The following is a 25,319-nucleotide window of genomic DNA, read 5'->3' as shown; positions in this document are numbered from 1 at the left end:
ATTCAGGCGACGGATTCGCGCTTCCGGGGGAGCGCGGTCCGAAGCTGCTCCCGGAAGGTCAGCCGGCTTCTTCGGGCGACAACTGTCACCGCGCACAGGCCGGTCAGCAAGACAATCGTTCCGCTGGCGGCCACGGCCCAGCGCGCGCCGAGTTCGGTGCCGATCCAGCCCATGAGGGGCGCCCCCAGGGCGGTCCCGCCCTGAAGGACGGCCAGGGACAGGGCAAGCACCCGTCCGCGGAACCGCGGGTCCACGGTGAGCTGGATGCTCGTATTACAGCTGTTCAGGAATGTCATTGATGCCAGGCCGACGGGTATCAGGACCGCCGCGTACAACCAGAACGACGGCGACACGCTGCCAATGAGGGTGAAGAAGCCCAACCCCAGGGCCCCGCCAAGAAGGAAACGCAGCCTGGGACGGTCCCTGCGGGCGGCGAGCAGCGCGCCGGCCAGTGTTCCCACGGCCATGATCGAGCCCAGGAGCCCGAATTCCCCGGGCCCCATCCCGAATTCCGTCGTGGACATCAGGGCATTGGTGATGGGGAAATTCATGCCGAAGGCCCCAAGGATGCCCACCAGGACAAGGATCAGCACCAGGTCGGGCCGGCGGCGCACGTAGCCCAGGCCCTCCGCGACCTGGCGTTTGCCTCGGGGTGCCTGAGCGGACGGGGCAGACTCCGCTGCCCGGATCCGTGTCAGCGCGATAATGACGGCCGCGAAGCTGGCTGCATTCAGCAGAAACACGGGGCCGGTGCCGACCCAGGCAATGAGCACGCCAGCGATGGCAGGACCTGTGAGCCGGGCGGTGTTGAAAGAAGCAGAATTCAGTGCCACTGCATTGGCTACCTTGTCCTGGCCCACGAGTTCGGAAACGAAGGCCAGGCGTGTGGGTCCGTCAACGGCGCTGGCCAGTCCGAGGCAGAGGGCAGTCAGATAGGCATGCCACAGCTGCGCTGAACCGGTCACCACCAGGAGCCCAACGGCCAGCCCGCACAGGCCCATTGCCGACTGCGTCCACAGCAGGATCACGCGTTTGCGGTAACGGTCGGCGAGGACGCCCCCGTAGGGGCCGAGCAGCAGCATCGGAAGGAACTGGAGAAACGTAGTGATGCCGACGGCGGTGCCTGAATGGTTGGTGAGGACGGTCAGTACCAGCCAGTCCTGCGCCACCCTCTGCATCCAGGTGCCAACGTTGGACACCAGGGCCCCGCCGGCCCACAAGCGGTAGCTGCGGTCCTCCAGTGCCTGGAACATCGTGCTCATTTGGCGCTCATGTCCTGCATGATGTGGGCGGCGCGGCTCAGTGTCCGGCGGTCCTCGGCGCTGAGGCCGGCCACCCGGTGGGCCAGCCATGCGGTCCGCTGGCTGCGGGCCTGTTCCAGGACAGCCGCACCGGCAGGCGTGATGGTTACCTGCACCTGGCGTCCGTCCTCGGGGCTGGCCGACCGGGACACAAAGCCCTGCTCCGTAAGGGCATTGACGATGCGTGTCATGGAAGGTGCCTGTACATGCTCGCTTTCAGCCAGTTCCCGGAGCGTGCGGGGGCCGCCGCCGTGCAGCTGAGCCAGCACTGTGTATTGTCCCGGCGTGATCACCTCTCCGGTTGCTTCGACCCGGAGCCGGCGGGAGGTCCGCATGACGGCAGTGCGAAGCTCCATCGCCAGGGTGTGCGGACTGATGGACCCGATAGTTTCCCGGTCCGTCGTTTCGTTGATGGTCATGGACTCTTGCGCCTCCGGCGATAGTTAGCACTGCTAATTAGCTCTGCTAACCATTATGCTCCGGTCAGTGGGCGGCTGCAAGGGACGTTCTGCGGATGGCAATTCGACGGACGGTTATCAAGGTTGGATCAAGACTCAATCAGGCTTTCGGCAGGATCGCCGCGATATCGACCGCACGGGCCTGCAACTAAATAGGCTTGTCAGAGCACAAATGTGTTGAAAGCAAGAGGCCCGGCCAGGTTGCCTGGGCCTTTATTAATGGGGAAACTTGTCGAACTATGAGACCCTCCTGGGGTCAGCTCCATCTGCTCCCGGGCCCGGGCCTGGCCAGAAGCCGCCGCGTAAGCAGCCTGTTTCAACGTTCATCGTTGGGGCCGTCACCGCCCTGTTCATGATCATCGCTTCGTTTGGCAGTGGCGTGGGAGGAGCACTCGTCGTCCTGGCCTTCTCGGGCGCCATCACCGGCCTCTATGTCCTGGCAACCGGACGCCGATCCTGGGCGAGGCTACCGGCGAAGCGGAAGTCAGGTGCCATCGCCCTTGCTGTCTCCTTTGCGCTTCTTATCGCCGGGGCCGCCGTAACGCCGCGGCCTGCTCCGGAGGACCTCCGGGCCGCCTCTTTGGATAAGAACGCTTCGCCAACCACCACAAAAGCAAGCGCAACAGCCATACCCACGCCCACGCCGTCGTCCGCTCCGACGGCCCAGGAGACGGGTGAGCCGCTGGATCCGGAGACTCCCTACCTTTTGGCGCAGGGCATCACCGCCACGGCTCCGAAGACGCAGCCGGCCTTCGCGACGAAGGCGGTCGATCTGCTGGCCACGCTCCCGATTAAGGGCCGGGCGCCCAAAACGGGATATGACCGTGCGTTGTTCGGGCAGGCCTGGGCGGACGTGGACCGTAACGGTTGCGACACCAGGAACGACATTCTCAAGCGCGACCTGACGGCCATTACGTTCACCAACAGTGTTCCCTGCAAGGTGCAGACGGGAACGCTGGCGGATCCCTACACGGGCTCCACCATCAGCTTCCTGCGGGGGACTGCCACCAGCAGCGCCGTCCAGATCGACCATGTGGTTGCCCTCAGCGACGCCTGGCAGAAGGGCGCGCAGCAGCTGACAACCGAGCAGCGGACGGCGTTCGCCAATGATCCGTTGAACCTGCAGTCGACAGACGGTCCCACCAACATCAAGAAGGGCGACGGCGACGCGGCCACCTGGCTGCCGCCGAACAAGGGTTTCCGCTGCGAGTACGTCGCCCGCCAGATTTCGGTCAAGGCAACGTACAGCCTGTGGGTTACCCAAGCGGAGCACGATGCGATGGCCAGGATTCTGGCTGACTGCCCAGGTCAGCTCGCACCGACCAACGAGAAGGCGCCGGTTGCGCCCGTCGCGGCACCGGCACCTGCCCCCGCTGCCCGCGTTGCTCCCGCTCCGGCTCCCGCACCTGCTCCGGCTGCCTACTACAAAAATTGCGATGCTGTCAGGGCGGCCGGTGCCGCTCCCTTGTATGCGAACCAGCCTGGCTACCGGGGTGCCCTTGACCGGGATTCCGACGGGATCGCCTGCGAGTAATGGTTGCCTCTTCAGGCTCTGATGGCCGTGGATACCTTTTCATGTAGAAGGTATCCACGGCTTTCATATGAGGCTGTTTGAGCAGTCCATCTATAGAGGCGCTAACCAGGGGTATCGATAGTTGGCGCGGGCTCATATTGTGGGAGCCATGCCTGATACTTTCGCGTCCCTGGTTGAAACCTTCAAGAACGTGGGCGTCTCAAAGGCTTATGCCGCGCCCGTCCAGCTTGGCGGCGAGGAGGTCATCCCCGTTGCGCTGGTGTCCTTCGGGTTCGGCGGCGGCGGCGAGGCCGGACAGGTGGGCGCGTCCGGCGGAGGGGGAGGCGGCAGGTCCTGCCGCTGGGCGTCTACCGCTGTATCCGTGGACGAGTGGTTTTCCGGCCCAATACCGTGGTGGCGCTCGCCTGCCTGGTCCCGGTTATCTCGGTGCTGGGTTCAGCGGTCCGCAAAGCCATTCAGGCGGCTAAATAGCCAACTACTCCGCCTCCGAAGTGTCCGTTTTCCGGGACTGCGTGTGTTTGTGATGCAGCGCGTAGCTGTCAAACACGTCAGACGACGTCGTCCCGGGATGGCCGAAATTCCCGCGGAGGACCTCTGCGAGATGTTCAAGTGCTGCATGCAGCATCCGTCCGGCAAATTGCAGGTCGGGGTTCCCGCTGTGCTCGGCGTCTGCCGCCAGTTGGCCGGCATAGCCAACTGTCGCCGGCAACGAACTCCTCTCTTCGACTTCATGAAAGTAATAGGTCTCCTGGAATGACAGCAGATCTATGCTGACCGATGCCACGTTCCTGGCGAGTGATTCGAGCAGCCCGGCTGCATGCTGCGGATCCAGTGAGGCCAAACCTTCAGGACCTGCAGATTCCCGGAACAGGTTCAGCTCATGGGCAAGAGCCCGCCGACGGCTCAGCGCCGGGTACATTTGCAGGATCCAGGAGACCGTGGCGGTAAGCAAGCCGAAACCAGTGACGGCCTGGAAGGCCACCACCAGCCGGAGCAGCGGATAGGCCGCCACAATGTCTCCGTATCCCGCGGTGGAAAGAGTGACCAGCGAGATATAGAGCGCTTCGGCGAAGTCAGCCTCCCGCGGCACCCCATCGCCGTAGACGAAGCCATCTGCCAGGTGGGGCAGATACAGCAGCGCCCACCCGATGGCCGCCATCCCTGCCCACGCGCCGATGACTGCAGCCATGGCCAACGGCGCTGCGATGGTGGACCCCCGGCCCCTCAGCTTCCGGCTGAGCCGCCAAAGTCCCCGCATGATGGCCCGGCTTACAGGACCTGAACCATGCGGAAAGAGGAGTGTGCGAAAGACGTCGGCGAGCATCAGCAGGATCAGCCCGGCCCCCAAAACCGTCCAGAGCATATCCGCGAAGTCCATGCCTCATCTTAGGGCGGACATGCATCGCGCCAGAGGGAGGCAGCCGGGCGGCGCCCCGGCCGACGGGCATGCATGCACGCCTGGAAACGTCAATAGTCTCGTTCCGCAGATACCCGTGCTTTAATAAGCGTGCTTGGTATTGGCGGTGGCTGGGGATGCTGATGCTGCTTCGATCTATGGTCGAGACAGGAGATCCCCAATGCCCTTGGATTTGCCGCTGTATCAGGAGGGCAGCCATTACCGATCACCGCTGCGCTGGCGGAAACAACTCGCTTTCTCGGGGGGTACCCTCGCGCTGGTTATCCTGGCCAGCGTCACGTTCGGAGTGGCTCCTCCGGGACTCCCCTCCTGGTCCGGTTCGCTGAGTTGGCCCGACGCTCCGGCTGTCTGGGCTACGACTGCCCCCGCCCTGCCTGCCCCGGCACTGCCTGCCTCCGGGGCCCCGACTGCCCCTGCCTCGTCTGCCGCCCCGGTTGCTTCGGAGTTCCCTGCCGCCACCGCCACGCTGGCTGCAGAACCAAAAGGCCGGGCGACGGCAGCCATGCCTGCGAACCTGCAGAACAAAATCGATCGGATTCTCAAGGGCGCCAAGGGCTACCGCGTGGGTGTTGCCCTGACTGCGGTTGCCGGCGGCGAGACACGCACATATGGAGATGCGTCGGCATTCGTTGCGGCCAGCACGGCGAAGCTCATCACCGCAGCGGCTTACTATCACCTCGTTGAAACCGGTAAAGCAACGATGGAACAAGAGCTGGGGAGCTACAGCGCCGGTTTTCAAATTAGGTCCATGATCAATACCAGCAACAACGATTCGTGGCTCCTGCTGATGAACGCTGTCGGGTTTCCGGATCTCATTCAGTACGCCGCCTCAATAGGCATCACGTACGATCCGCGACAGAACCGGCTTACACCGGCGGAAATGGCGGTCTTCCTAAAGCAACTCTATGCAGGGGATCTGCTCAGCCCGGAGAACACCAAGCAGCTGCTCAGTTACATGCAGAACACCAACGTTGAAGCCTTTATCCCCGCCGCCACCCGACCGGATATCACGGTGCATCACAAATACGGGCAGGTTTACGGGAACCTCCACGACGTCGCGCTGCTGAGCTTCCATGACACAACCTATGCACTGGTGATCTACACCGAAAGCGCCGACAGTAGGGACCAGGCCCGCCGCATCAGGATGATCCACTCGCTGACGAAGACAATCGTGGAGGCACTCTTTCCTTCCCCGGCCCCGAGCCCGTAGGAAGTCCTCGTGGCTGTGCCTCACCCTTGGGCGCGCAGCCGCACATCTCCCGGTTAGCAGCCGCAAACATGGGTACGGTGGCCTCATGCAGAAGATATCGATCGACGCCCTGGCCCGTCAGCAAATCGAGGCCGCGGTTGCCGCCCCCAGCGGCCGCGCAGCAGATACAGCGTTCGGCGGGCACGAGAAAACCCTCCGCCAAACCGTCATGGCCTTCCGTGCCGGCACCCGGCTCAGCGAACATCTGAACCCCGGCGAGGCCACGGTCTTTGTGCTGAAGGGAAGTGTTTGGCTGAAGTCAGGCGGGAACTCGTGGCAGGGGAAGGCGGGGGACCTGCTGATCGTGCCGGAGGGACTGCACAGCCTCGAGGCGGAAGAAGACTCAGCGGTGCTCTTTACGGTGGTGAAGACTGACCGGCTGGTGCAGCTTCCGGCGTAGGGAGAACGACGGCGGCGCCCGGCTCGGGTGAGCGGCGTTCGATCAGGATGGTGTCGCGCCATGTGCCGCTAAGGGGTCCGTGGCCCATCCGGGCTATGCGTTGCCGTCGTCCGACGACGACGTAGCCGTTGGCGAGATGGAGGTTGAGGCTGGCTTCGTTTTCGGGGAAGACGCTGGCTTGGATGGTCCAGATCCCGTCCGCCTCGGTTGATGCGGAAAGGGCCCGCAGCAGTGCTGTGCCCACGCCGAGGCCCCGCGCTTCGGCCGCGACGTACACGGAATGTTCGACGACGCCGGCGTAGACAGGGCGCGCTGACACCGGAGAGACGGCAGCCCAGCCGACGATGCGGCCCTGCGTTGTCTCGGCCACGATCCGGTGGCGGGGAAGCCGGGACGCGTCAAACCCATCCCAGTCCGGCGCCAAGGATTCGAACGTCGCGTGGCCGGTGTCGATCCCCTGCTGGTAGATGCTCTGGACGGACGGCCAATCCTCCTGGCGCATGGAACGGATGGTGATTGCCAATGGCAAAGCTGCGGTCACAGGGTCTCCAGTAGTCCTGCCGTGCGCTCAAGGGCGCCGGGAACCAGCGAGTAGTAGGCCCAGGTTCCGCGCTTTTCACGGCGGAGCAGCCCGGCATCGACGAGGATTTTCAGGTGGTGGGACACGGTGGGCTGGCCCAGGTCCAGCGGCTCGGTGAGGTCGCAGACGCAGGACTCTCCGCCCTCGGCGCCCTTGACGATGGAAAGGAGCCGCAGCCGGTTGGGGTCGGCCAGCGCCTTGAACACGGCCGCTGTGTCTTGAGCTTCGGCAGCACCGATCCCGGGCGCCGCCGGCGGGCAACAGGCGGCGGTGTCCGCGGCCGGTTCAAGCAGAGGCAGTGAGGTCATCTATCCATTATGCCCGAATATTGACGTCCATCAATCTATGAGCCGGATGCCCCCGCAAGAAGAGCCTATGGCCTGGTTGTCCGGGTGGCATGAGGGATCACGACATCGTCCGCAGCGCGGGAAGCAGCGGGGAACAGCAGAAGCAGCAGGCCCAGGCCGACGGCGGCACCGAGCACCTGGGCGACGACGAAGGCGGGCGCGGAGCCCGGCGCGATACCGGCGAAGGTGTCGCTGAAGATGCGGCCGACGGTCACGGCGGGGTTGGCGAACGCCGTTGAGGACGTGAACCAGTACGCGGCCCCGATATAGGCGCCTACTGCGGGTGCCGCAAGGGCGCCGCGTTTCGTAGCCGCGAGGGCGAAGATCAGCAGGATGAGCCCTGCGGTCGCGACGACCTCACCGAGCAGGTGCCCCGACGTTGCCCGTTCCTTGGCAGAGATGGACGTCCCGACGTCGAACATTGCGTTGGCCAGCACGCTGCCGCCAATGGCCCCGGCCACCTGGGCCGTCACGTAGGCGCCGACATCCGGCAGGGTCAGGCCGGACCCGCTGCGCCGGCCCAAAAACCAGTCGGCCAGCGAAACGACCGGGTTGAAATGGGCGCCGCTGACCGGACCGAACGCCAGGATCAGCACCGTCAGGCCCAGAACTGTTGCGGTGCTGTTTTCGAACAGCTGCAGACCGACGTCGCCCGGGGAGAGCTGTTGGGCGGCAATCCCGGAACCGACGACGACGGCAACGAGCAGGCCGGTGCCGAGGAGTTCAGCGACGGCTCGGCGCCACAGGGGCGGCTGGTCTGAAATCATGCCTCCAGCTTGACGCAAGAAATTACCTCAGTCAAAATTGAATCAATGGATATTGAGGCAGCTTCCACCTTCCAAGCGCGCGTAGCCAGGCACGCAGCCCTCGCCGATCCGGCGCGCCTGCGCATCGTGGACCTGCTGACGCTGGGGGATTTCTCTCCCACGGAACTGCAGGCGGAACTGGGCATGTCCTCCAATTTGCTCTCGCACCACCTGAAAACGCTGGAAGACGCCGGACTAGCGACCCGGCACCGCTCGGAAGCGGACAAGCGCCGGAGCTATCTTCGACTCGCGGCCGGGGCTCTTGATGGACTGGTGCCGGGAGCTGTCCACGGAGCCCGCCGCGTCCTGTTTGTCTGCACGCACAACAGTGCGCGCTCGCAGCTGGCCGCAGCCCTCTGGGGGCAGGCTAGCAGTATCCCCTCAGTCTCCGCCGGAACGCATCCCGCGAACCGCATCGCCCCTGGTGCCATCGAAACTGCCCGCCGCCACGGCCTGGACCTTCCCAACATATCGCCCCGAGCCTTGGGTGAGGTGGCGAACGAAGCGGACTTCGTCGTGACCGTTTGCGACAACGCCCACGAGGAACTGCGCGGGATGACGGGCATCCACTGGTCCATCCCTGACCCCCTGCGCCTGGGCACCAAGGAGGCCTTCGATCGGGCCTTTGATGACATCGCCCACCGCGTTACCGACCTTGCGCCACGTGTCAGCGCAGCCTGAGCGGTTTGGAAAGCTTCATTCAGAACAATATTGACATTCATCAATGTATGACCGGATACTCTCTATATCGATCATCATCAATGTTCGGTTTGGGAGTCACAGGGTCATCGCAGATCAGACCGTACCCACCCAACCCAACCGAATCCAGGAGAACAGCGTGACCACCGAAACAGCCAAGAAGCCCTCCGTCCTCTTCGTCTGCGTCCACAACGCCGGCCGCTCCCAGATGGCCGCGGCGTTCCTGACATCCCTCTCGAAAGGCGAAATCGAGGTCCGCTCGGCAGGTTCCCAGCCGGCCGACAAGATCAACCCTGCCGCCGTCGAGGCTATGGCCGAGGTCGGGATCGACATGTCCGCAGAGGTTCCAAAGGTCCTCACCACCGAGGCCGTGAAGGAGTCCGACGTGGTGATCACCATGGGCTGTGGCGATGAGTGCCCCTACTTCCCGGGGAAGCGTTATGAGGACTGGGTCCTGGAGGATCCGGCAGGCAAGGGCGTAGAGTCGGTCCGGCCTATCCGCGACGAGATCAAGACCCGCATCGAGGGTCTGATCGACTCGCTGATCCCGGCCGCCAAGTAGCCCGAAACCACTGAGGAACGCGCCATGAGCAACGAACAGCTGATCATCATCGGATCCGGCCCCGCAGGTTATACCGCAGCCATCTACGCGGCGCGTGCCGGACTGGAACCGCTGGTGCTGGCCGGATCTGTCACCGCCGGCGGAGCCCTGATGAACACCACCGAGGTGGAAAACTTCCCCGGTTTCCCGGGCGGAATCCAGGGCCCTGAGCTGATGGACGGGCTTCAGGAACAGGCCGAAAAATTCGGCGCCAAGGTAGTGTTCGACGACGTCACGTCAGTTGATCTCAAAGGTCACCTGAAGATCGTGGTAACCGGATCAGGCGAAACGCACCAGGCCCCGGCGGTCATCCTGGCCACCGGATCCGCCTACAAAGAACTCGGCCTGCCGGAGGAGAAGAGGCTCAGCGGGCACGGCGTCTCCTGGTGTGCCACCTGCGACGGCTTCTTCTTCCGCGAACAGGACATCATCGTCGTCGGCGGCGGTGACTCTGCCATGGAGGAAGCCACCTTCTTGACCCGGTTCGCAAAGTCCGTGACCGTCGTCGTGCGTAAGGATCAACTGCGCGCATCCCGCATCATGGCCCAGCGCGCCAAGGACAACCCGAAGATCAGCTTCGCGTGGAACTCCGCCGTCACCGCGATCCACGGCGACGGGAAGGTCACCGGGGTAACCCTGACGGACACCCGTTCCGGCGAGACCCGCGAGCACACGGCCACCGGCCTCTTCGTGGCCATTGGCCATGTCCCGCGCACCGAACTCGTGGCCGGGCAGATAGACCTGGACGCCGAGGGCTACATCAAGGTGGACTCGCCCACCACCGTGACCAATCTTTCCGGTGTGTTTGCCTGCGGGGACGCCGTGGATCACCGGTACCGCCAGGCGATTACGGCGGCGGGAACCGGGTGTGCTGCCGCACTGGATGCAGAACGCTACCTGGCCGCCCTGGCCGATGCGGACAGCATAGCCACTGCGCTGGTGGAAGAACCCACGCACGCCTAAACCGGGAAGAGGGGAGGGGGTGAGCTCGATGAGGAACGGATGCTGCAGCGACTCCGGTTGCTGTGACGACGACGATCTGGATTGCTGCTGACCCACTTTCGCCCAACTAGGTAGCAGCAGATGTGGTTTTGCCCGCTCAAAACGACATCTGCTGCTACCTAGTTGGGGAAGTAAGTCTTAACGCACCACCACGACGGATGAAAGAGGACACCGTGGAGCCAGCGAAGACCCTCCCGGTCGCAGTCATCGGCGCCGGTCCGGTCGGCCTGGCTGCCGCGGCCCACCTGCTCGAACGGGGCCTGGAACCGCTGATCTTCGAAGCCGGCACTGCTGCCGGGGCGGCCATTGAGCAATGGCGCCACATCCGCTTGTTCTCACCTTGGCGGTTCAACCTCGATGCCGCCGCCGTCCGCCTCCTGGAAGCAACCGGCTGGGAAGCGCCACGGCCCACTGCCCTGCCCTATGGAGGGGAGCTGATCGACAGCTACCTCGCACCCCTGGCTGCACTTCCCCAGATCTCGTCGCGTCTGCAGGCCGGCTCCCGGGTCACCGGCGTCACCCGTCAGGGCCTGGACAAGACCCACGTCCGGGATCGGGAAAACACACCTTTCGAAGTCCGGGTAGTACATGCCGACGGCGGAACCCGGGACCACACCGTCGCGGCAGTTATCGACGCCTCCGGCACATGGTTCACCCGGAACCCGCTGGGAACCTCGGGCCTTCCCGCCATCGGCGAAGATGCAGCAGAGGGCCGGATCTCCGTGCCGCTGCCTGACGTCACGGGCCGTGACCGCGCGTCGTTTGCCGGCCGCCGGGTCTTGGTGGCTGGTGCCGGGCACTCCGCCGCCAACACCCTGATCAACCTCGCTGACCTCGCCTGGGACGAGCCGGACACCCGGATTCTGTGGGCTGTTAGGGGCGACTCGGCCGCGAAGGTCTACGGCGGAGGAGACCTCGACGGGCTGCCGGCCCGGGGCCAGCTCGGAGGCCGGGTCCGCCGGCTTGTGGAGGCCGGAAAGATAGAACTGCACACCGGCTTTGGCATCAGCTCAATCAAATCCCTGGACTCATCCGTCACTGTGGGAGCTGTGGACGGCCGCATCCTCGAGGCTGACATCGTGGTGCCCTGCACGGGATTCCGGCCCGATCTGGGCATCCTGCGCGAGCTTCGGCTCAACCTGGACCCCGCCGTCGAAGCGCCGACGGAACTGGGCCCTCTGATCGACCCCGAATTCCACTCCTGCGGCACCGTCCCGCCGCACGGCGCCAAGCTCCTCGCCCACCCGGACAAGGACTTCTACATTGTGGGCATGAAGTCCTACGGGCGTGCCCCCACTTTCCTGCTGGCCATCGGTTACGAGCAGGTCCGCTCCGTAGCCGCAGCACTCGCAGGCGACCAGGAATCAGCTGACACCGTCCACCTCGAGCTCCCCGAAACAGGGGTCTGCTCCACCGACGCCGGCACCAGCTGCGATGTCCCCGTCACGGCATCGGGCGCGGAGGACTCCACCTCTACGGATTCCGGTTGCTGCGCGGCGCCGGAACTGGTGCTGATCGGCTTCCCGACCGGTCTGGTCCACGGCCGCTCCGGGATAAACAACTAACTCCCTAGCAAAGGAAACAACCCACTCATGACCCACCAAAAGACTCCTTCCATACTGTTCGTCTGCAGCAAGAACGGCGGCAAATCCCAACTGGCCGCCGGACTGATGCGTGATCTGGCGGGGGACGCCATTGCTGTCTATTCCGCAGGCACTAAACCGGGCAATGCGCTGAACCCCCAGGCAGTGGAGTCCCTGACCGAACTTGGCGTGGACGTCACCGGCGAGTATCCCAAACCGGTCACTGACGACATCCTCGACACCGTCGATGCCGTCGTCGTCCTGGGAACCGAAGCGAAGCTTGAACCGCGCGAAGGGACCCGCTTTGAGGTCTGGGAAACGGACGAGCCGTCGGAGCGCGGAATCGAGGGCATGGAGCGAATGCGCCTTGTCCGGGATGACATCAAAGCCCGGGTCGAGGCGCTCTACACAGAGCTCACCAGGCGATAGCCCTTCCTGCCCTGGGCCTTTGCCGCAGGGCGGTTCCTGAAAGGATCTGTGTCCGCGTCCCTGATCCACCAACATGGGCGACCAGTCCTGGTTGTGCCCGAGGCAGGTGACCGGCCCTGATGCGTAGCATCACTGCATATAGCGTTGCTACTCATTGGGAAGGGTGATTATGGGCGTCCTTAATGCATTTCCGCCGCTTGGAGAGATTGCCGCAGAACCTGCATTGCTGGGCAGTAAGGCCGCGACCCTCAATGAGCTTGCAGCCAATGGATTCCGCGTACCAGCGGGTTTTGTCGTCACTGCCGATGCCTTGGAACGGCTCGGTCCCCGGCTCGCAGATGAGCTGGCTGCCGCTGCTGACCGGACCGGTCCCGGACCGTTTGCCATCAGGTCCTCTGCTGCTGCGGAGGATCTGGCCGGGGCGTCCTATGCGGGGCTTTACGAGACCTTCCTCAACGTGAAAAGGGACGATCTGGTCGATGGCATCACGCGGTGCCTGGCCTCCGCTGCCCATGGCCGGGTGGCGGCATACCAGACGGCCCTGGAGGGACCCGGGCAGTCGACGCCGTCAGCCAAACCGGGCATGGCAGTACTCGTCCAGCAGATGGTCCAGCCGCTTGCTGCCGGGGTGGCCTTCACTGCCAATCCATTGACCGGCAGCAGGGGCGAAACCATCATCACCGCCGTTCAAGGACTAGGCGAAGCCCTCGTTGCAGGCTCTGCCATCGGGGAAGAATGGACCGTCCGGGCGCGGACCGCAATCTGTAATCGAAGGACGGGCACGCTTAATGCCGCCCAGGCACTTGAGGTTGCCGGACTGGCCCGCAGGGTGGCGGATCGGGCGGGAGTGCCACAGGACATTGAATGGGCCATCGGCACGGACGGTGTCCTGTTCCTTCTGCAGGCCAGGCCCATGACGGCCCTCCCGGAGCCTGTTGACTGGGTGGCTCCGGGCAAGGGCCTGTGGGCACGGAACTTCCGCCTCGGCGAATGGCTTCCGGACCCTATGACCCCCTTGTTCGAGGACTGGCTGCTGCCGCGGATTGAAGCTGGCTACCTTGACGGTATGAAGGCGGACGCAGGCGTGCAGGTGCCCTTCCGTTACGCCTCCGTCAACGGCTGGTACTTCAACGCGCCGCCGGTACCATCTCCGAGGGTTTTGGCAGGAGTGATCCTGAAGAGCAGGGGGCGGGCTCCCTGGTTGCTGTTCAACGCACTTTTCCGTGTCTCGCATAATCCAGCGGCTGCCCACCGCGCTGTACTCCATGACCTGGAACTCAAGTGGCGGAATGAGCTGCTTCCTGAGTACCGCGAGCTGGTGCGGAACAGCGAGCAGGAAGTTGATTCCGCAACACCCGCCCGGGTTGTTGAGCTCGTTGACTCCCTCTGCAACCAGGCGGGAATCTACCTCTGGTCACTGAGCATCGTTGGCGGATCGGCCTGGAAAATGGAATCAGCGCTCGCGCGATTCTGGCAGAAGCACCTGGCCGGACCGCTGCATGGGACGGCAGCCGGGGAGTCCGGTCATCAGGTTCTTCTGAGCGGTCTGGGTGAAATCGCGACTGCCCATGTTCCGCACGCCGTCTATTCCCTCGATTGGTACCACCCCACTGCGGGTGAGGCGGTGTCAGGCAGTAACCGGCAGGAACCGCGGCCGGCAACCACAATGTCCGCGGCAGCCGGCACCCAGCGCGCCATGGCCGAGGCGGCGGCACGCAATGCCCTTAAGGACCATCCAGGAAGGCTGGCACAATTCAATGTCCTCCTTGGCGTAGCCCAGCACTATGCGGTACTGCGTGAGGAACAGGCCCTCAATCTGACGCTGGGATGGCCGGTCCTGCGCAGCTGCGCCCGGCGGCTCGGCGAACGGTTGGTCGCCGCGCAGGCCATCGACCAGGCCGCAGACATTCACTTCCTGATGCGGGATGAGGCCACCGCCCCGGTGATGAACTACCGTTCGGTGGTCAACAGCCGGCGCCAGACCTGGCAGCAGCAGAGGAGCCTGGCCGCCCCACTGACACTGGGCGCGTCCCCGAGGATTATCGGCGATCCGGTTGCACGGGCTGTTGAAGCGGCAAGAACATCCCACAACCTGCCCGAGGGCGCCGTCGTCGGCCATCCGGCGAGCACGGGACGGGCGACAGGAATCGTCCGTGTCATGAGCGGACCGGAAGAGTTCGATAATTTCCAAGAAGGCGAAATAATCGTGGCCAGGGCGACGGCGCCCGGCTGGACACCCCTCTTCAGCCGCGCCGCGGCCATCGTCACAGACGGCGGAACCCTGGCCGCCCATGCATCCCTGATAGCCCGCGAATTCGGAATTCCCGCCGTCGTCGGAACGGGAGACGCAACCCGCCGACTGCGCACAGGGCAGCGCGTCACCGTGGATGGTGGTGCGGGGATAGTCGTGCCCGCTGAAACAGCAGCAAAACCGTCCGGGGGAGCGGCACCACAATAGCCAGTGCAAGCACCGGCACCAGCGAGATGCCGGCGTCGGGAAACTGGCGGATGATCACGGCCAGATCCGTGTCGAAGCGGGCAGGGGCGTAGGCGAGGGATAGCCACAGCGCGAACCCGTCGAGCGCGAGGGCCCCGGCGGCCAGAGCCAAAGGCACCCGCCGTGTCCTCGGAACGCCACGGTGCCGGAGGAGCAGGCGCAGCGCCAGCCACACGCTCAGCAGCTCCGCCAGGAGCAGCCCCAGGGAGACCGCCCAGCTGTACTGCTGCAGCCAGTCTTCCTGCACCACGGCCGGCGTCGGAGGCTGCCCGTGCAGAATCCGTAGGATGTTGGAGTCGATGGCTTTGAGTCGTGACGGGGCGGAGGTGTCGTTTCCGTTGATGACCAGGGCGACGCCCAGTCGGGAGTCCGGAACCATGGCCAGATAGGTGTGCGTGTTGCCCCATTCGCCCTGATGCTCCAGCAGCAGCGGCAAATCGCCGTCGGCATTCGCCTCTGAAGGGCCCACGGACTCCACGAGCGGGCGGGTGAACCACCCCATGCCGTATCCCCTGGACCCGTCCACCTGCACGCGGGTCTCGAACATGGCCGCCACGCTTTCCGGCTGAAGGATGCGAACGTCGCCGTACCGTCCGCCGTCGAGCAGCGCCATCAGCTCGTGACCCAGATCTTCGGCCGAGGCGTACATGGTGGTGGACGGCATCCCGGTGGTGGGTGCGGGAACAGCAGTCGGGAGCCAGAAGGAACCGAACCACAGTGAATACCCGGCAGCCATGTTGTCCGCCCGCGCGGCGGTCAGGGTCGGATAGCTGTGAGTCATGTCCAGCGGTCCGAAAACTTGCTCCTTGAGGTAGTCGCCGAACGGCTGGCCGGACACGGTCTGCACGAGGAGGCCCAGGATGTTGAAGTTGGCGCTGGCGTAGCGGAACGCCTCGCCGGGAGCGCCGGCCAGCGGGGAGTCCTGCAGGGCACGCACCCCGGCTTCGATGGCCTCCGGATCCTGCGCATCCGAAGCTTCGAAGGCGGTGTCACCTGAGGCCATGCCGCTGGTCTGCGAGAGGAGCTGCCCGACCGTAATGGCGGACGCGCGGCTGTCACTCAGCGTGAACCAGGGAAGGTACGTACGTACCGGCTCGTCCAGCTTGAGGCGGCCGGCCTCGACCTGCTGCATCACGGCGATGGCGGTGAGCGACTTGCTGGTCGATGCCAGCAGTACAGGGGTCTGAGCGGTCATCTGCCGTCCTGAATCATCTGCACGCCCCAACGCGGCCGAGTGCACCTGCAGGCCGTGCTGGACAACGACGACGGCGGCACCCGGAATGTCGAGGTCATCCAGCTGGTCCTGGAGGAAGTTGTCCAGCGTGTCATAGGCCTGATCGGGATGCGCGCCCTGGGTTTGCGCGTTGTCGGCGTGGGCCGCCGTCGCCAGGCTGACGCTGCCCAAGGCGGCCAGGAAACACAGCAGAAAACAACGCGATGACCAGGAAATCTGTCCCATGCCGCACCTGCGTTTTCGGCTGACCGTTCCTTCACGGTAGGGCCTGGCCAGGAGGAAAACAATGCAGCTACCGCCGGGGGAGGGGAGTACGACGCCGGTACCTGGCTTTGGGGGCGACGGTTGCCTTAGGTGTACATGAGGGAGCCGGGGGTGGTGAGGAGTTCGCCGGTTTCCAGCCAGGTTTTCAGGCCGGAGAGGATCATCGGCCAGCCGCCATAGAGCTGTTCGTTGGCGCCTTCCCGGAGCTGGTCGTGCGTGACGGTGAGGTGGCAGGAATCGCCCACGGGTTCAATCTCCCACGTGATGCGGGAGGTCCCCTCGGCCTTGACGTCCTCGCCCCAGAGAGCGCGCATGGTCTGGACAAGTTTCCTCGGCGGGTCCAGCTCGACGTTCTCGCCCTCGCCCAGGAGGCCGCCGGCCTTCGGGTTGCCCATTTCGAAGCGGCCGCCGGGGGACCAGTCCGAGCTGATGGTGTTCCCGAACTGGTACTTGCCGCGGATGTCGCTGTCCGTGATGGCTTCCCAGAGCCGCTCCGGAGTGGTCTTGATGTAGATCTCGAAGATTTTTTCCATGGGACTTTCCAATCTGGTTTTGAGGTCGCTGAGGGCAGCGGCCCATGGTTCTGCATATTTGCTGACCCAGCGGTCGTGGACCAGGCGGATGGGGACCGGATTCAGGAAGTGGAGTTTTTCCCGACCCCGACGGCGGGTCACCACCAGGCCTGCATCTTCCAGCTGCTTGAGGTGCTTCATGACGCCGTAGCGGGTCATGTCGAAGCGGGCCTCGAGCGCGTGCAGAGTCTGCCCGTCTTCCTTGAAGAGTTCGTCAAGCAGATCCCTGCGGGTCGGATCAGCGAGGGCCTTGAATACCGCGTCCACGCTTTAAGGATAGGTGACTAAATGGTCACATGTCTATATATACTGACCCTGTACGACCGCTGGCACCGGGCTTTATCTCAGGCGGGTCTTACGGGAATAGGTCGGCCGCGGAAACCGGCGCATCGTGTGTGAACCGCAGCGATAAGTGGCGGGATTTTCGCGACCCTGAATGTCGCCACTGGTGCCCGTAAAGCCGAACCCTCTGCGGCAGGGGCCTGCCAGGGGATCCGCTACGGGAGCGCGAGGTCCATGATCTGTGTGAAGACCATCTCCTCGTTCGGGTCGCGTGCAGGCAATATCGCGCCGCCTGGGTTCTGGACAATGCTAGGCGTGGGGGGTTTCCGCCGGTCCCGTCCGAGCCCCAGGGTTGCAGTCTGGGCTATGGGCGGGCGGGCGAACGCGCTTGCCATGACGCTGAAGCGATCGCTCCCGCCGCCATTCCCGTGAACCATCTTCGCGAAGGTGCCGTCAGCGAGTCGTAGAACGAGCGCGTCGTCGTGCCCGCTCCGCAGCGGCCGCTCGATGAAAGTCACGTTCACCCGCACAAACGAGTCCCAGACCTCGTAGCTGGTCACATAGCCTCGGACCACCGAGCCGTCCGGCACCGTCACCTCGAACTCATGCCGCCCGGGCAGTAGCACCCGTTCGAGCCGAGGCGGCTCGCCCCCCATAGAGTGCACTGCGCCGATCATCGTCCCCATTGCTTAGCTCCTCTTTCCGTCATCAGCGCGGCCCCCATTCCGTTCAGTGACACACCACCGATGATGCCTGATGGCCCTCTGCTGTCAAGACTCACAGACCCGGTGGCCTCCAATAGAATCAGTGGGCTTCCGCCGTCCGGAACAGTTCCTTCCGGCTGCAGCCATCCCGGTGAGGGATCTCTCACCGGGACACTGCGTAGGAGGGCTCGTAGCCTTAGAGTGATCGGCTACGGGGCACGAAAGTCAGTGACCAGTGCTGATCATTTCCTGGACATATCGAGGGTCTGCCTTTGCGGGTGACCCGTGGTCGAAAGGAGGTTCGGGGTCGTACTCAATGGCCACCCGTGTGTTTTTCGGTGCATTTCCAGTTATGGCGGGCAGTGCAGTTGTTATGGCTGGGCCGGAGTGGTGTTAGGGCTGAATCAGCACCTTGCTCGCGCGGCGACGGGTGCACGTGTTAGGCGTACTCGGGGCGTCCGCCCACTCGGTAGGTGAGGCCCACGATTCCGGTCCCGAAGACGCGAGAGTCCGTGAGCTGGAGGGCGAAATCGAGCCCGTGGTGGGGGAATACGCGTTCGCCTTCGCCGATGATGACGGGAAACTGGATCAGATTCAGTTCGTCGACCAGTTCGTTCTCGAGCAGCCACCGTGCGAGTGAGACGCTGCCAACGACGAGAAGCTCGCCGCCGGGCTGCGCCTTGAGTTCCTGTACACGGGTGGGAAGGGCGTCGGTAATCACCGTCGTCTGTTCCCAGTTCGGGTCAGTCAGGGTGGTTGAGACGACGTGCTTCGGCTTCGAGCTGATTGCCTCGCCGAAGCCGCCATCGTCGCTGCGTGCACCCCAGTAGGTCTCGAACAGCCCGTAGGTCTTCCGTCCGAGAAGGAATGCGTCGGGTCGTCTCCAGGTGTCGAGGATGTACTGAACGGCGTCGCCGTCGTTGAGCGGAAGTGCCCAGCCGCCACGAGTGAACCCGGGGTCCATTTCCTCGTTGTTGCCGCCGTTGGCCTGGGCGACACCATCAAGGGTGATCTGCAGGCTGATCGTGAGCTTCACGGCTCGTTCCTCCTTTGCGACAAGATGACCACAAAGTAGCAGTGAGGGCAGACCAGCGCAAACCCCGATCGGTGTCTGCAGCCAGCCATGTGACCGAGCCTGCCGAGGTCTTCCAGCCCGTCGACGTCGCCCATGCGCCCGACTAGCGAGAGACTTGCGCGCAGGTGCAGTGGTGTCTTGTTTTTTGTTCCTCACACCATGTAGCTGGCGGAAGCGCGCAGTCGCCACCTCTTACCTCACGATGTGCATGAGGCAGCCCGAGCTCATGAAGAACTTGCCGGTGAGGGTTTGGAATTCCTCTTGGGCTATGAGCCCGGCATGGAGTGGGCGAATTTTCTGGACAGAACAGAACGCCTTCGTCATGGCATCGCTCTGTCCGAGACTCAGGTTCCGGAAACGTTTCTGGTGGCGGAAATAGGAGGCCAGCTGGTGGGTCGAGTCTCGATACGCCATCACCTCAATCCTGCGCTGCGATTGGTCGGGGGTCATATTGGATATTCGGTGCGCCCAGGCTTCCGGCGGAACGGTTTTGCAGGGCAAATTCTGGATCTGGCACTGATCGAAGCCCGGAACCTTGGGATCTGCGAGGCGCTGCTCACCTGCGACGCCGACAACCTTGCGTCACGGCGACTGATCGAAAGCCACGATGGCGTTCCGGAAGTTCTCAACAGCCAGGAGACCGTGACAAAGCCCAAATTGCGGTACTGGATAACCACCTGAACCGCAGCGACGTCTCCGGCCTTCCCACGGCGATGCGTCCGGTGAGGGTTCCTCAATTGGCACGGCATAGCCGCCGGAAACTTCAGCGGGTAGCGAAGGAAATGGAGTCTTTACCCCTGGTCCAGGTCAACGTGTTGTTTTGTAGCCCACGTGGACGCCGCCTTCAAGGAGATTACGGACCCAATCCCGTCTTTCCCCTTTGAATCTCGCATTGTCCTACTAGGGTATGGCCATGACCTTTGCGAATGTGGGAACGCTTGGCACCGTCCCAGGTAAGCGCGACGAGTTGGTGCGTTATCTGACCCGGCGCAGCGAGACCCTCCGGCAGATCGGCTGCCTTGCTTACGAGGTTGGTGTGAACGACAACGACCCGGACACCGTGTTTGTGGTGGAGCTGTGGGAGAGCGAGGAGGCGCATAAGTCTTCCCTCGCATTGCCGGAGGTCCAGGCATCCATAACGGGCGCCCGCCCGCTATTGTCCGGTACGTTCGGAGGATTCCGGTTCGAGGTTGCCGGGTCGCCGCTTCGCGATTGACACGAACGGTTGTAGGCGCCCGCTGAGGGCAGGATCAATGATGTGCGAAGGTCGCTGAAGGCGGAATCTGTACACAGGACTTCGTCGGTGCAACACTCCGTTCATGAACATTCTTGAGTGGTGGCCTCTCGTCGATGCGGAAACGCGCAGCTGGCTCATTGAGCACAACGGCGAGCCGCTGCCGCCGCATGTCTTCGCCGACATCATGGCGGTTACCGGCGGCAGGACCGATTCAGGATGGTGGGCTGGCGAATCAGCAGATGGTCCCCAGCTTTCGGACCAGGCCGTGGATTGGATCGAGGCTGTCGCCAATGATGAGGATCTGACTGCCGGCTGATGTTCTTGCCCGGGTTCCGCTGCGCGTTCCTCCAAGGGACTATCTTCGTCTTTCGCTGACACAATGCGGCCATGAGTTTTGTCGATTGGAAATCACCAAATGAGCGTCCCTGAGGATTCCTCTGAACCCCTGCAGGAGCTTCCGGCGGGATTGCCGAGGAGATATGCCGAGTACAAGGCATCTGATTCGGATGCCTCAGTACCAGCGCCAACAAATGTCGGCGGATATGACGAGCTGCTCAATTATTTCCGAGAAAGAGGTCGGGCACTTCCGCGAAAGGCGAAGAGCCTTGCCGCTATTGATAGTGCCATCGACGACGCCAGCCACAAAGAATCGCTGGCAAGGCTGGGCCGCCCCATCGGGATGTTCTACGGAGATGTCCTAACGCACACCATTCCCGGAGCGCATTGGGAGGTGGTTGAGGAAGGTTATCCCCGGGTTCGTGTCACGAGGACCGTCGCTGTCGACGTCGTTCGGGTCGCCATTAGACGTCTTGCAACCGCAGCCCCCACTCTCGCGCAAAACTATGTCCACGTCCTTGAAATAGTTAGGCATTATTCGTAGAAGGGCCGCCCGGGTAAAAGCGTTTCATTGTTTCTAGGAAGTAGTCACAGGCTTCAGCTTCAGAAAGAAATTCGTGTTCATCGCTTCGAGACCCAGGCTCCGTGTAGTCGACAACGAACTTGGGCCCTTGCTATTCGATGCGTCAGCGCATTGGCGGCTTGGGAGGTCTGTGAGTAGACCGGGATCTTCAACTAGCGAAAGGGAAGCTCTGCGCCCTGTTGGAAAGGCAGGACTCCTTGGGCCGGCGTCACTGTGAACCACTCACCGCCCTGCCGGGTCGCAAAAATGATGGCTCTCTGATTGGGATCCAGTGGATCACCCTCCGGGTAGGACACTCCTCCAGTGCAGGTCGGAGGCATGGAGGAGATGCGGAGGTTCCCACCTCCGGGGTCCCCTTTGAGTACCTGCTCGACTTCCACAAGGTGGGTCGTGGCCTCGTGCCCGTAGATGGTGGTTTCTCCGGCTCGACCTACAGATTTTCCGATGAGCACAAGGGAGGCGTTGTTGTATTGGTCTTGAGGGGTCTCGAATCGGACCCAGTCAACGCACGCTACAGGGCCACCGCTTGGAACCTGGGTGGTGGTAGAACCAAGGATTGGGCTGGTGGAGTTGGGCGCGGGTTGGGTGGTGACCGGCGCCCCCGTCATATTGTCACCGCATGCTGTCAGCAGCATGCTAAGAAGCAGGCAGGGTATTAGGCCTGGCCCTAACCGAATGCGTTTCATTGTGCTCCTTGACGTGGATGCTGATGGGAGCCTATAGGGCGACCATGCCTTCGTGAAGAAGGCGCGTACATGGATAATCGTCATCGTGACCATTGCTTCCCTCGTCGCCTTCGCCGGGCTATGCCTCGTTCTGTCCCTGACGCCCGGACCAGACACGTTCCTGGTGCTGCGCATTGCCTTAAACCGGCCCGGGGCGGGGATCGCGGCCGCGGCTGGCTCGGCGGTCGCCGCCCTTGCATGGGCTGCCCTTGTCGGCGTCGGGCTCGCAGCGATCCTGGAACAATCCGCTGAGGTCTTCCGTTGGCTCAAGATCGCCGGCGGTCTCTACCTGCTTTACCTCGGCATTTCCTCGTTCCTGAAGACCCGGAAAGCAGCAAAAGGCAGCTTGGAGCCTGGCAATGAAGGCGAGTCTGTTCAATACAGCATCATGGCTGGTCTCGGCGCGGGGGCGCTCTCTACTCTGCTCAACCCCAAGGTTGGCCTCTTTTACCTGGCCATCGTTCCGCAGTTCATCCCGCAGGGAGGCGACATCATGGCCGCCTCGATGGTTCTCGGTTCAGTGGAAGCGGTAATCGGGTTCCTGTACCTGGCAGCCGTAGCGTTCATCGCCTACAAGGCGATGGCCTGGTTGCAGCGCCCAAAGGTGAGCACCGTTGTCGAACGCGTCAGCAGCGGCATCATCACGGCCCTCGGCGCCGGCGTCATCGCTTCCGGCGCGACCAGCTAACAGAAACAACACTGGATCCCATCAACGTCTAAATGATACAGTGCTGTAACTGGTATTAAGGGCGTGGCTGACACGTCGACTTATGGAGGCGGAATTGGCAGCAACGCAAAAAGTAGCCCTCGTGACGGGGGCGTCAGTAGGCATCGGCAAGGCGGTCGCCGTCGGGCTCGTGGGGGCAGGTTTCACCGTCATCGGAACCAGCCGCAACGCGGCGAAAGCCGAGCCGGTAGCCGGAGTGCACTTCGTTGACCTGGACGTGGCGAGCGACGCGTCTGTCGAAAAAGTAATCGCCCGCGTCATCGAGGCGCACGGGCGCATCGACGTCCTGGTCAACAACGCGGGTATCGGATACTCGGGTGCGGCAGAGGAGAGTTCCGCCGGGCAGGCCCAGCAGATCTTCGACGTCAATGTGTTCGGCGTGATCCGCCTGACCAACGCCGTCCTGCCGATCATGCGGGCCCAGAAGAGCGGCCGCATCGTGAATCTGTCGTCAATCCTCGGGGTCGTGCCGCAGCCGTACATGGCCGTGTATGCGGCAACCAAGCACGCCTTAGAAGGTTACTCGGAGTCCCTCGATCACGAACTCCGCGAATTCGGCGTCCGGGTCATCCTGGTCCAGCCTGCCTGGACAAACACCTCCTTTGAGGCCAACAGCATCAGGCCGGACCGGCCGCTGCCGGTGTACGCCGAGCGCCGCAGGGTGTTCGAGGAGTTCATGAACGGCGCGGTCAAGGACGGCGACGACCCTGCCACCGTTGCAAAGGCAATTGTCGCTGCCGCCACCGACGAGAATCCGAAGGTGCGATACTCCGGCAGCTTACGCAGCGCCGGGCTGTCGGCCATGCGCCGTTTCGTGCCGGTGCGGATGTTCGACCGGCAGCTCCGCAAGCTCAACAAGCTTCCCGCCTGATCCATACGGAACCAGTGGAAATGGAGTGTCCGTGTCAGCTGTGAGGTTTGAGCAGGTCCTGTGGACTGATGAGCGTGCCGCGGAGCTGCAGGGGATCCTGGAGGAGGACCTTCATGGCAGGTATGCGTCCCGCCTGCAGCCCGGTCCCGGGCGGGACGCTGCCCTCGCTGCCCTGGCGGTCGATCCGGCTGACGTTCTCGCCACCGTCCTGGCAGTGTCCGACGACGGCGGTCCGGTTGGCCACGCGGCCCTCCGTTCCCTGCGTGGGGAGTGGGAGGTCAAACGGGTGGTGGTGCTGGAGAGCGAACGGGGCCGGGGAATTGCCAGTTTGCTGATGGGCGAGATCGAGGCGATCGCGGCACGCGGGGGAGCCTCGCGGGTCATTCTCCAGACCGGGGATCAGCAGCCGGAAGCAGTGGCCCTGTACTTGAAGCTGGGCTACACCCGCATTCCCGTGTATGAGCCCTATGCCACTGCCATTCCCTTTTCCTTGTGCTTTAAAAAGCGGCTGACGTAGACGACGGCGGCAGCCGGGTTGTCAGTTTCGTCTTCCGGTTCCGTGCAGCAGGGTGTCGATGACCAGTGTGGCGAGTCCGTCGATGGCGCTCGCGTTCGGCTCTTCGTTTTCCGGGAATCGCTGCATCGCCTCGCTCAGGAGTGCGTAGTACACCTGCCGCGTCCATTCCAGGTCCGCATCCGGATGGAGCAGCCCTTCACTCCTGCATCTGGTGAGGAGGTCCATGCAGCGGCCGTTGATCCGGTCCCAGATCTCGGCGGCCGCGCTTGTGTCTGCCAGCGGGCTGCCCAGGGTGAATCTCCACGCGCTTTTTGTCCTCAGCACATTTGCCGTCACCCGATGCAGCGCGACGAGTGGCGGGGCGGAATCGGGGTTGCCGGCTTCGATCGCGTCGGCAAGCTGCTGTTTGGCGGAAATGGCGAGAGCATCCATGAGGGCCTGGCGGTTGGCGAACCTGCGGTGGACCGTCGTCCTGGTCAGTCCCGCCATCTCGCCGATCTGCTCCATCGAAGCCCTGGGGTCATCAGCCAGCACCTGTTCCGCAGCCTCTAAAATGGCACGGACACTGCGCTCGGCATCCGCCCGCAAAGCTCGACCCATCGGTTTCTCCATCCTTCGCTCGATTTCCATCCTAATAGCTACTATGCAGTAACAACTCGTATAATAGAAGGAACACTAAAGTGGCGGATCAGGCTTCTGCCGATGCACTCTTGGTGCAGTTGCCATAACGTGGTGCCCATGACCAACACACCAATTAGGAGCAGCAGTGACAGAACGAACGCGACTTGTCAGCTGGGATGACCCCGGCGTTGGCGCGGCAGCCATGCCGGGCATGAGCGGCCTTGACTACCTGCACTCCATGATGGGCAAAAAGCTGCCGCCACCGCCTATGGGTGAACTGCTGAACATGACCCTGGTTGAGGCAACCCCGGGAAAGGCCACATTCACCTGCGAGCCGGACGAATCCCATTACAACCCCATTGGGGCAGTCCACGGCGGGCTGGTGTGCTCCCTCCTCGATTCAGCCCTGGGCTGCGCTGTGCAAACCACCCTCCCGAAGGGGCAGGGCTACACGTCGATAGAAATCAAGGTGAACTACCTGCGGCCAGTCCGGGCCGGCAGCGGCCCGTTGACGTGTGTGGGCGTTGTGACGAAGCCTGGCAGCAGAGTCGCTTTCGCAGAGGGCACGGTCACCGACGCCAGCGGCAAACTGGTCGCTACGGCCAGCGGGTCCCTGCTCGTCTTCCCCATCAGCTGACGCTTCCATCAGAACGACGGCGGAGTAGCGC

At 63.4% G+C, this 25,319-nt stretch carries 28 protein-coding genes; 17 read left to right on the top strand and 11 right to left on the bottom strand.

The features are described from left to right. Nucleotides 1-2: 2 nt before the first annotated feature. Both QFZ40_RS15250 and QFZ40_RS15245 read right to left on the bottom strand, forming a co-directional pair. Nucleotides 3-1,262, bottom strand: a complete 1,260-nt coding sequence (locus QFZ40_RS15250; protein WP_306905432.1) for an MFS transporter — start codon at nt 1,260-1,262, stop codon at nt 3-5. Then, nucleotides 1,259-1,720 carry a MarR family winged helix-turn-helix transcriptional regulator gene (locus tag QFZ40_RS15245; protein ID WP_306905431.1) on the bottom strand — a complete coding sequence of 154 codons (462 nt, stop codon included), beginning with the start codon at nt 1,718-1,720 and terminating at the stop codon, nt 1,259-1,261. The genes QFZ40_RS15250 and QFZ40_RS15245 overlap by 4 nt, the downstream gene beginning before the upstream one ends. 391 nt (nt 1,721-2,111) lie before the next feature. Here QFZ40_RS15245 and QFZ40_RS15240 point away from each other — a divergent pair, with 391 nt between their 5' ends. Next, nucleotides 2,112-3,293, top strand: a complete 1,182-nt coding sequence (locus QFZ40_RS15240; protein ID WP_306905430.1) for a GmrSD restriction endonuclease domain-containing protein — start codon at nt 2,112-2,114, stop codon at nt 3,291-3,293. Nucleotides 3,294-3,768: 475 nt separating this feature from the next. On the opposite strand, the gene QFZ40_RS15235 is transcribed toward QFZ40_RS15240, so the two are convergent. Beyond that, a complete protein-coding gene (locus QFZ40_RS15235; protein ID WP_306905429.1) occupies nt 3,769-4,671 on the bottom strand; it encodes a potassium channel family protein in 903 nt (300 codons plus the stop codon). A 199-nt stretch (nt 4,672-4,870) separates the two neighbouring features. Here QFZ40_RS15235 and QFZ40_RS15230 point away from each other — a divergent pair, with 199 nt between their 5' ends. Together QFZ40_RS15230 and QFZ40_RS15225 are read left to right on the top strand one after the other, a co-directional pair. Beyond that, nucleotides 4,871-5,920 carry a serine hydrolase gene (locus QFZ40_RS15230; protein ID WP_306905427.1) on the top strand — a complete coding sequence of 350 codons (1,050 nt, stop codon included), beginning with the start codon at nt 4,871-4,873 and terminating at the stop codon, nt 5,918-5,920. 85 nt (nt 5,921-6,005) lie between these two features. Then, nucleotides 6,006-6,359, top strand: coding sequence for a cupin domain-containing protein (locus tag QFZ40_RS15225; RefSeq protein ID WP_306905425.1), 354 nt, complete (start codon nt 6,006-6,008; stop codon nt 6,357-6,359). On the opposite strand, the gene QFZ40_RS15220 is transcribed toward QFZ40_RS15225, so the two are convergent. The 3 genes from QFZ40_RS15220 to QFZ40_RS15210 all read right to left on the bottom strand — a co-directional run bounded on the left by QFZ40_RS15220 (nt 6,316) and on the right by QFZ40_RS15210 (nt 8,053). Beyond that, entirely contained in the window at nt 6,316-6,861 is a 546-nt protein-coding gene (locus QFZ40_RS15220) for a GNAT family N-acetyltransferase (protein ID WP_306906939.1), read from the bottom strand. The genes QFZ40_RS15225 and QFZ40_RS15220 overlap by 44 nt on opposite strands. 35 nt (nt 6,862-6,896) lie before the next feature. Continuing rightward, nucleotides 6,897-7,247, bottom strand: coding sequence for an ArsR/SmtB family transcription factor (locus QFZ40_RS15215; protein ID WP_306905424.1), 351 nt, complete (start codon nt 7,245-7,247; stop codon nt 6,897-6,899). A 65-nt stretch (nt 7,248-7,312) separates the two neighbouring features. Next, on the bottom strand, nt 7,313-8,053 hold the full coding sequence (locus QFZ40_RS15210; protein ID WP_306905423.1) for an aquaporin: 741 nt from the start codon (nt 8,051-8,053) through the stop codon (nt 7,313-7,315). A 45-nt stretch (nt 8,054-8,098) separates the two neighbouring features. Between QFZ40_RS15210 and QFZ40_RS15205 the strand changes: the two genes are divergently transcribed. The 6 genes from QFZ40_RS15205 to QFZ40_RS15180 all read left to right on the top strand — a co-directional run bounded on the left by QFZ40_RS15205 (nt 8,099) and on the right by QFZ40_RS15180 (nt 14,864). Next, nucleotides 8,099-8,773 carry a metalloregulator ArsR/SmtB family transcription factor gene (locus tag QFZ40_RS15205; RefSeq protein WP_306905422.1) on the top strand — a complete coding sequence of 225 codons (675 nt, stop codon included), beginning with the start codon at nt 8,099-8,101 and terminating at the stop codon, nt 8,771-8,773. Nucleotides 8,774-8,930: 157 nt separating this feature from the next. Beyond that, a complete protein-coding gene (locus QFZ40_RS15200; protein ID WP_306905420.1) occupies nt 8,931-9,353 on the top strand; it encodes an arsenate reductase ArsC in 423 nt (140 codons plus the stop codon). 24 nt (nt 9,354-9,377) lie between these two features. Further along, complete coding sequence (gene trxB, locus QFZ40_RS15195; protein ID WP_306905418.1) at nt 9,378-10,355, top strand: thioredoxin-disulfide reductase; 978 nt, start codon at nt 9,378-9,380, stop codon at nt 10,353-10,355. A gap of 212 nt (nt 10,356-10,567) precedes the next feature. Then, entirely contained in the window at nt 10,568-11,959 is a 1,392-nt protein-coding gene (locus tag QFZ40_RS15190; protein ID WP_306905416.1) for an FAD-dependent oxidoreductase, read from the top strand. Nucleotides 11,960-11,986: 27 nt separating this feature from the next. Beyond that, nucleotides 11,987-12,406: an arsenate-mycothiol transferase ArsC gene (locus QFZ40_RS15185; protein WP_306905415.1), complete on the top strand. Its 420-nt coding sequence runs from the start codon at nt 11,987-11,989 to the stop codon at nt 12,404-12,406. A 169-nt stretch (nt 12,407-12,575) separates the two neighbouring features. Then, on the top strand, nt 12,576-14,864 hold the full coding sequence (locus QFZ40_RS15180; protein WP_306905414.1) for a PEP/pyruvate-binding domain-containing protein: 2,289 nt from the start codon (nt 12,576-12,578) through the stop codon (nt 14,862-14,864). Here the strand turns inward: QFZ40_RS15180 and QFZ40_RS15175 are convergent. From QFZ40_RS15175 to QFZ40_RS15160, 4 genes are all read right to left on the bottom strand, one after another. Beyond that, a complete protein-coding gene (locus QFZ40_RS15175; RefSeq protein WP_306905413.1) occupies nt 14,785-16,362 on the bottom strand; it encodes a serine hydrolase domain-containing protein in 1,578 nt (525 codons plus the stop codon). The two genes, QFZ40_RS15180 and QFZ40_RS15175, sit on opposite strands and share 80 nt — an antisense overlap. 125 nt (nt 16,363-16,487) lie before the next feature. Next, nucleotides 16,488-17,240: an ArsR/SmtB family transcription factor gene (locus QFZ40_RS15170; protein ID WP_306905412.1), complete on the bottom strand. Its 753-nt coding sequence runs from the start codon at nt 17,238-17,240 to the stop codon at nt 16,488-16,490. Nucleotides 17,241-17,470: 230 nt separating this feature from the next. Beyond that, entirely contained in the window at nt 17,471-17,941 is a 471-nt protein-coding gene (locus QFZ40_RS15165; protein ID WP_306905411.1) for a hypothetical protein, read from the bottom strand. A 457-nt stretch (nt 17,942-18,398) separates the two neighbouring features. Then, nucleotides 18,399-18,995 carry a dihydrofolate reductase family protein gene (locus QFZ40_RS15160; protein WP_306905410.1) on the bottom strand — a complete coding sequence of 199 codons (597 nt, stop codon included), beginning with the start codon at nt 18,993-18,995 and terminating at the stop codon, nt 18,399-18,401. A 243-nt stretch (nt 18,996-19,238) separates the two neighbouring features. Between QFZ40_RS15160 and QFZ40_RS15155 the strand changes: the two genes are divergently transcribed. The 7 genes from QFZ40_RS15155 to QFZ40_RS15125 all read left to right on the top strand — a co-directional run bounded on the left by QFZ40_RS15155 (nt 19,239) and on the right by QFZ40_RS15125 (nt 24,030). Further along, on the top strand, nt 19,239-19,715 hold the full coding sequence (locus QFZ40_RS15155) for a GNAT family N-acetyltransferase (protein WP_306905409.1): 477 nt from the start codon (nt 19,239-19,241) through the stop codon (nt 19,713-19,715). A gap of 232 nt (nt 19,716-19,947) precedes the next feature. Beyond that, the gene (locus tag QFZ40_RS15150) at nt 19,948-20,250 is read left to right on the top strand and encodes a putative quinol monooxygenase (RefSeq protein WP_306905408.1); all 303 of its coding nucleotides are present in this window, start codon (nt 19,948-19,950) and stop codon (nt 20,248-20,250) included. A gap of 103 nt (nt 20,251-20,353) precedes the next feature. Continuing rightward, nucleotides 20,354-20,587: a hypothetical protein gene (locus tag QFZ40_RS15145; RefSeq protein ID WP_306905407.1), complete on the top strand. Its 234-nt coding sequence runs from the start codon at nt 20,354-20,356 to the stop codon at nt 20,585-20,587. A 99-nt stretch (nt 20,588-20,686) separates the two neighbouring features. Further along, nucleotides 20,687-21,151 (top strand): DUF6278 family protein, encoded by a 465-nt coding sequence (locus QFZ40_RS15140; protein WP_306905406.1) that lies wholly within the window; start codon nt 20,687-20,689, stop codon nt 21,149-21,151. Between the two features lie 810 nt (nt 21,152-21,961). Next, nucleotides 21,962-22,603, top strand: coding sequence for a LysE family translocator (locus tag QFZ40_RS15135; RefSeq protein ID WP_306905405.1), 642 nt, complete (start codon nt 21,962-21,964; stop codon nt 22,601-22,603). Between the two features lie 94 nt (nt 22,604-22,697). Further along, complete coding sequence (locus QFZ40_RS15130; RefSeq protein WP_306905404.1) at nt 22,698-23,513, top strand: oxidoreductase; 816 nt, start codon at nt 22,698-22,700, stop codon at nt 23,511-23,513. Nucleotides 23,514-23,544: 31 nt separating this feature from the next. Next, a complete protein-coding gene (locus QFZ40_RS15125) occupies nt 23,545-24,030 on the top strand; it encodes a GNAT family N-acetyltransferase (RefSeq protein WP_306905403.1) in 486 nt (161 codons plus the stop codon). 21 nt (nt 24,031-24,051) lie between these two features. Here QFZ40_RS15125 and QFZ40_RS15120 read toward each other — a convergent pair whose 3' ends face one another. Beyond that, a complete protein-coding gene (locus QFZ40_RS15120; protein WP_306905402.1) occupies nt 24,052-24,630 on the bottom strand; it encodes a TetR/AcrR family transcriptional regulator in 579 nt (192 codons plus the stop codon). A gap of 166 nt (nt 24,631-24,796) precedes the next feature. On the opposite strand from QFZ40_RS15120, the gene QFZ40_RS15115 reads away from it, so the two are divergent. Further along, a complete protein-coding gene (locus QFZ40_RS15115) occupies nt 24,797-25,288 on the top strand; it encodes a PaaI family thioesterase (RefSeq protein ID WP_306905401.1) in 492 nt (163 codons plus the stop codon). Nucleotides 25,289-25,319: the final 31 nt, after the last annotated feature.

Origin of the sequence: Arthrobacter pascens (genome assembly GCF_030816475.1) — a bacterium.
In the GTDB taxonomy this organism is placed as follows: domain Bacteria; phylum Actinomycetota; class Actinomycetes; order Actinomycetales; family Micrococcaceae; genus Arthrobacter; species Arthrobacter pascens_B.
The sequence above is the reverse complement of the archived record's forward strand: the minus strand, read 5'-3'. Positions and strand labels throughout refer to the sequence as shown.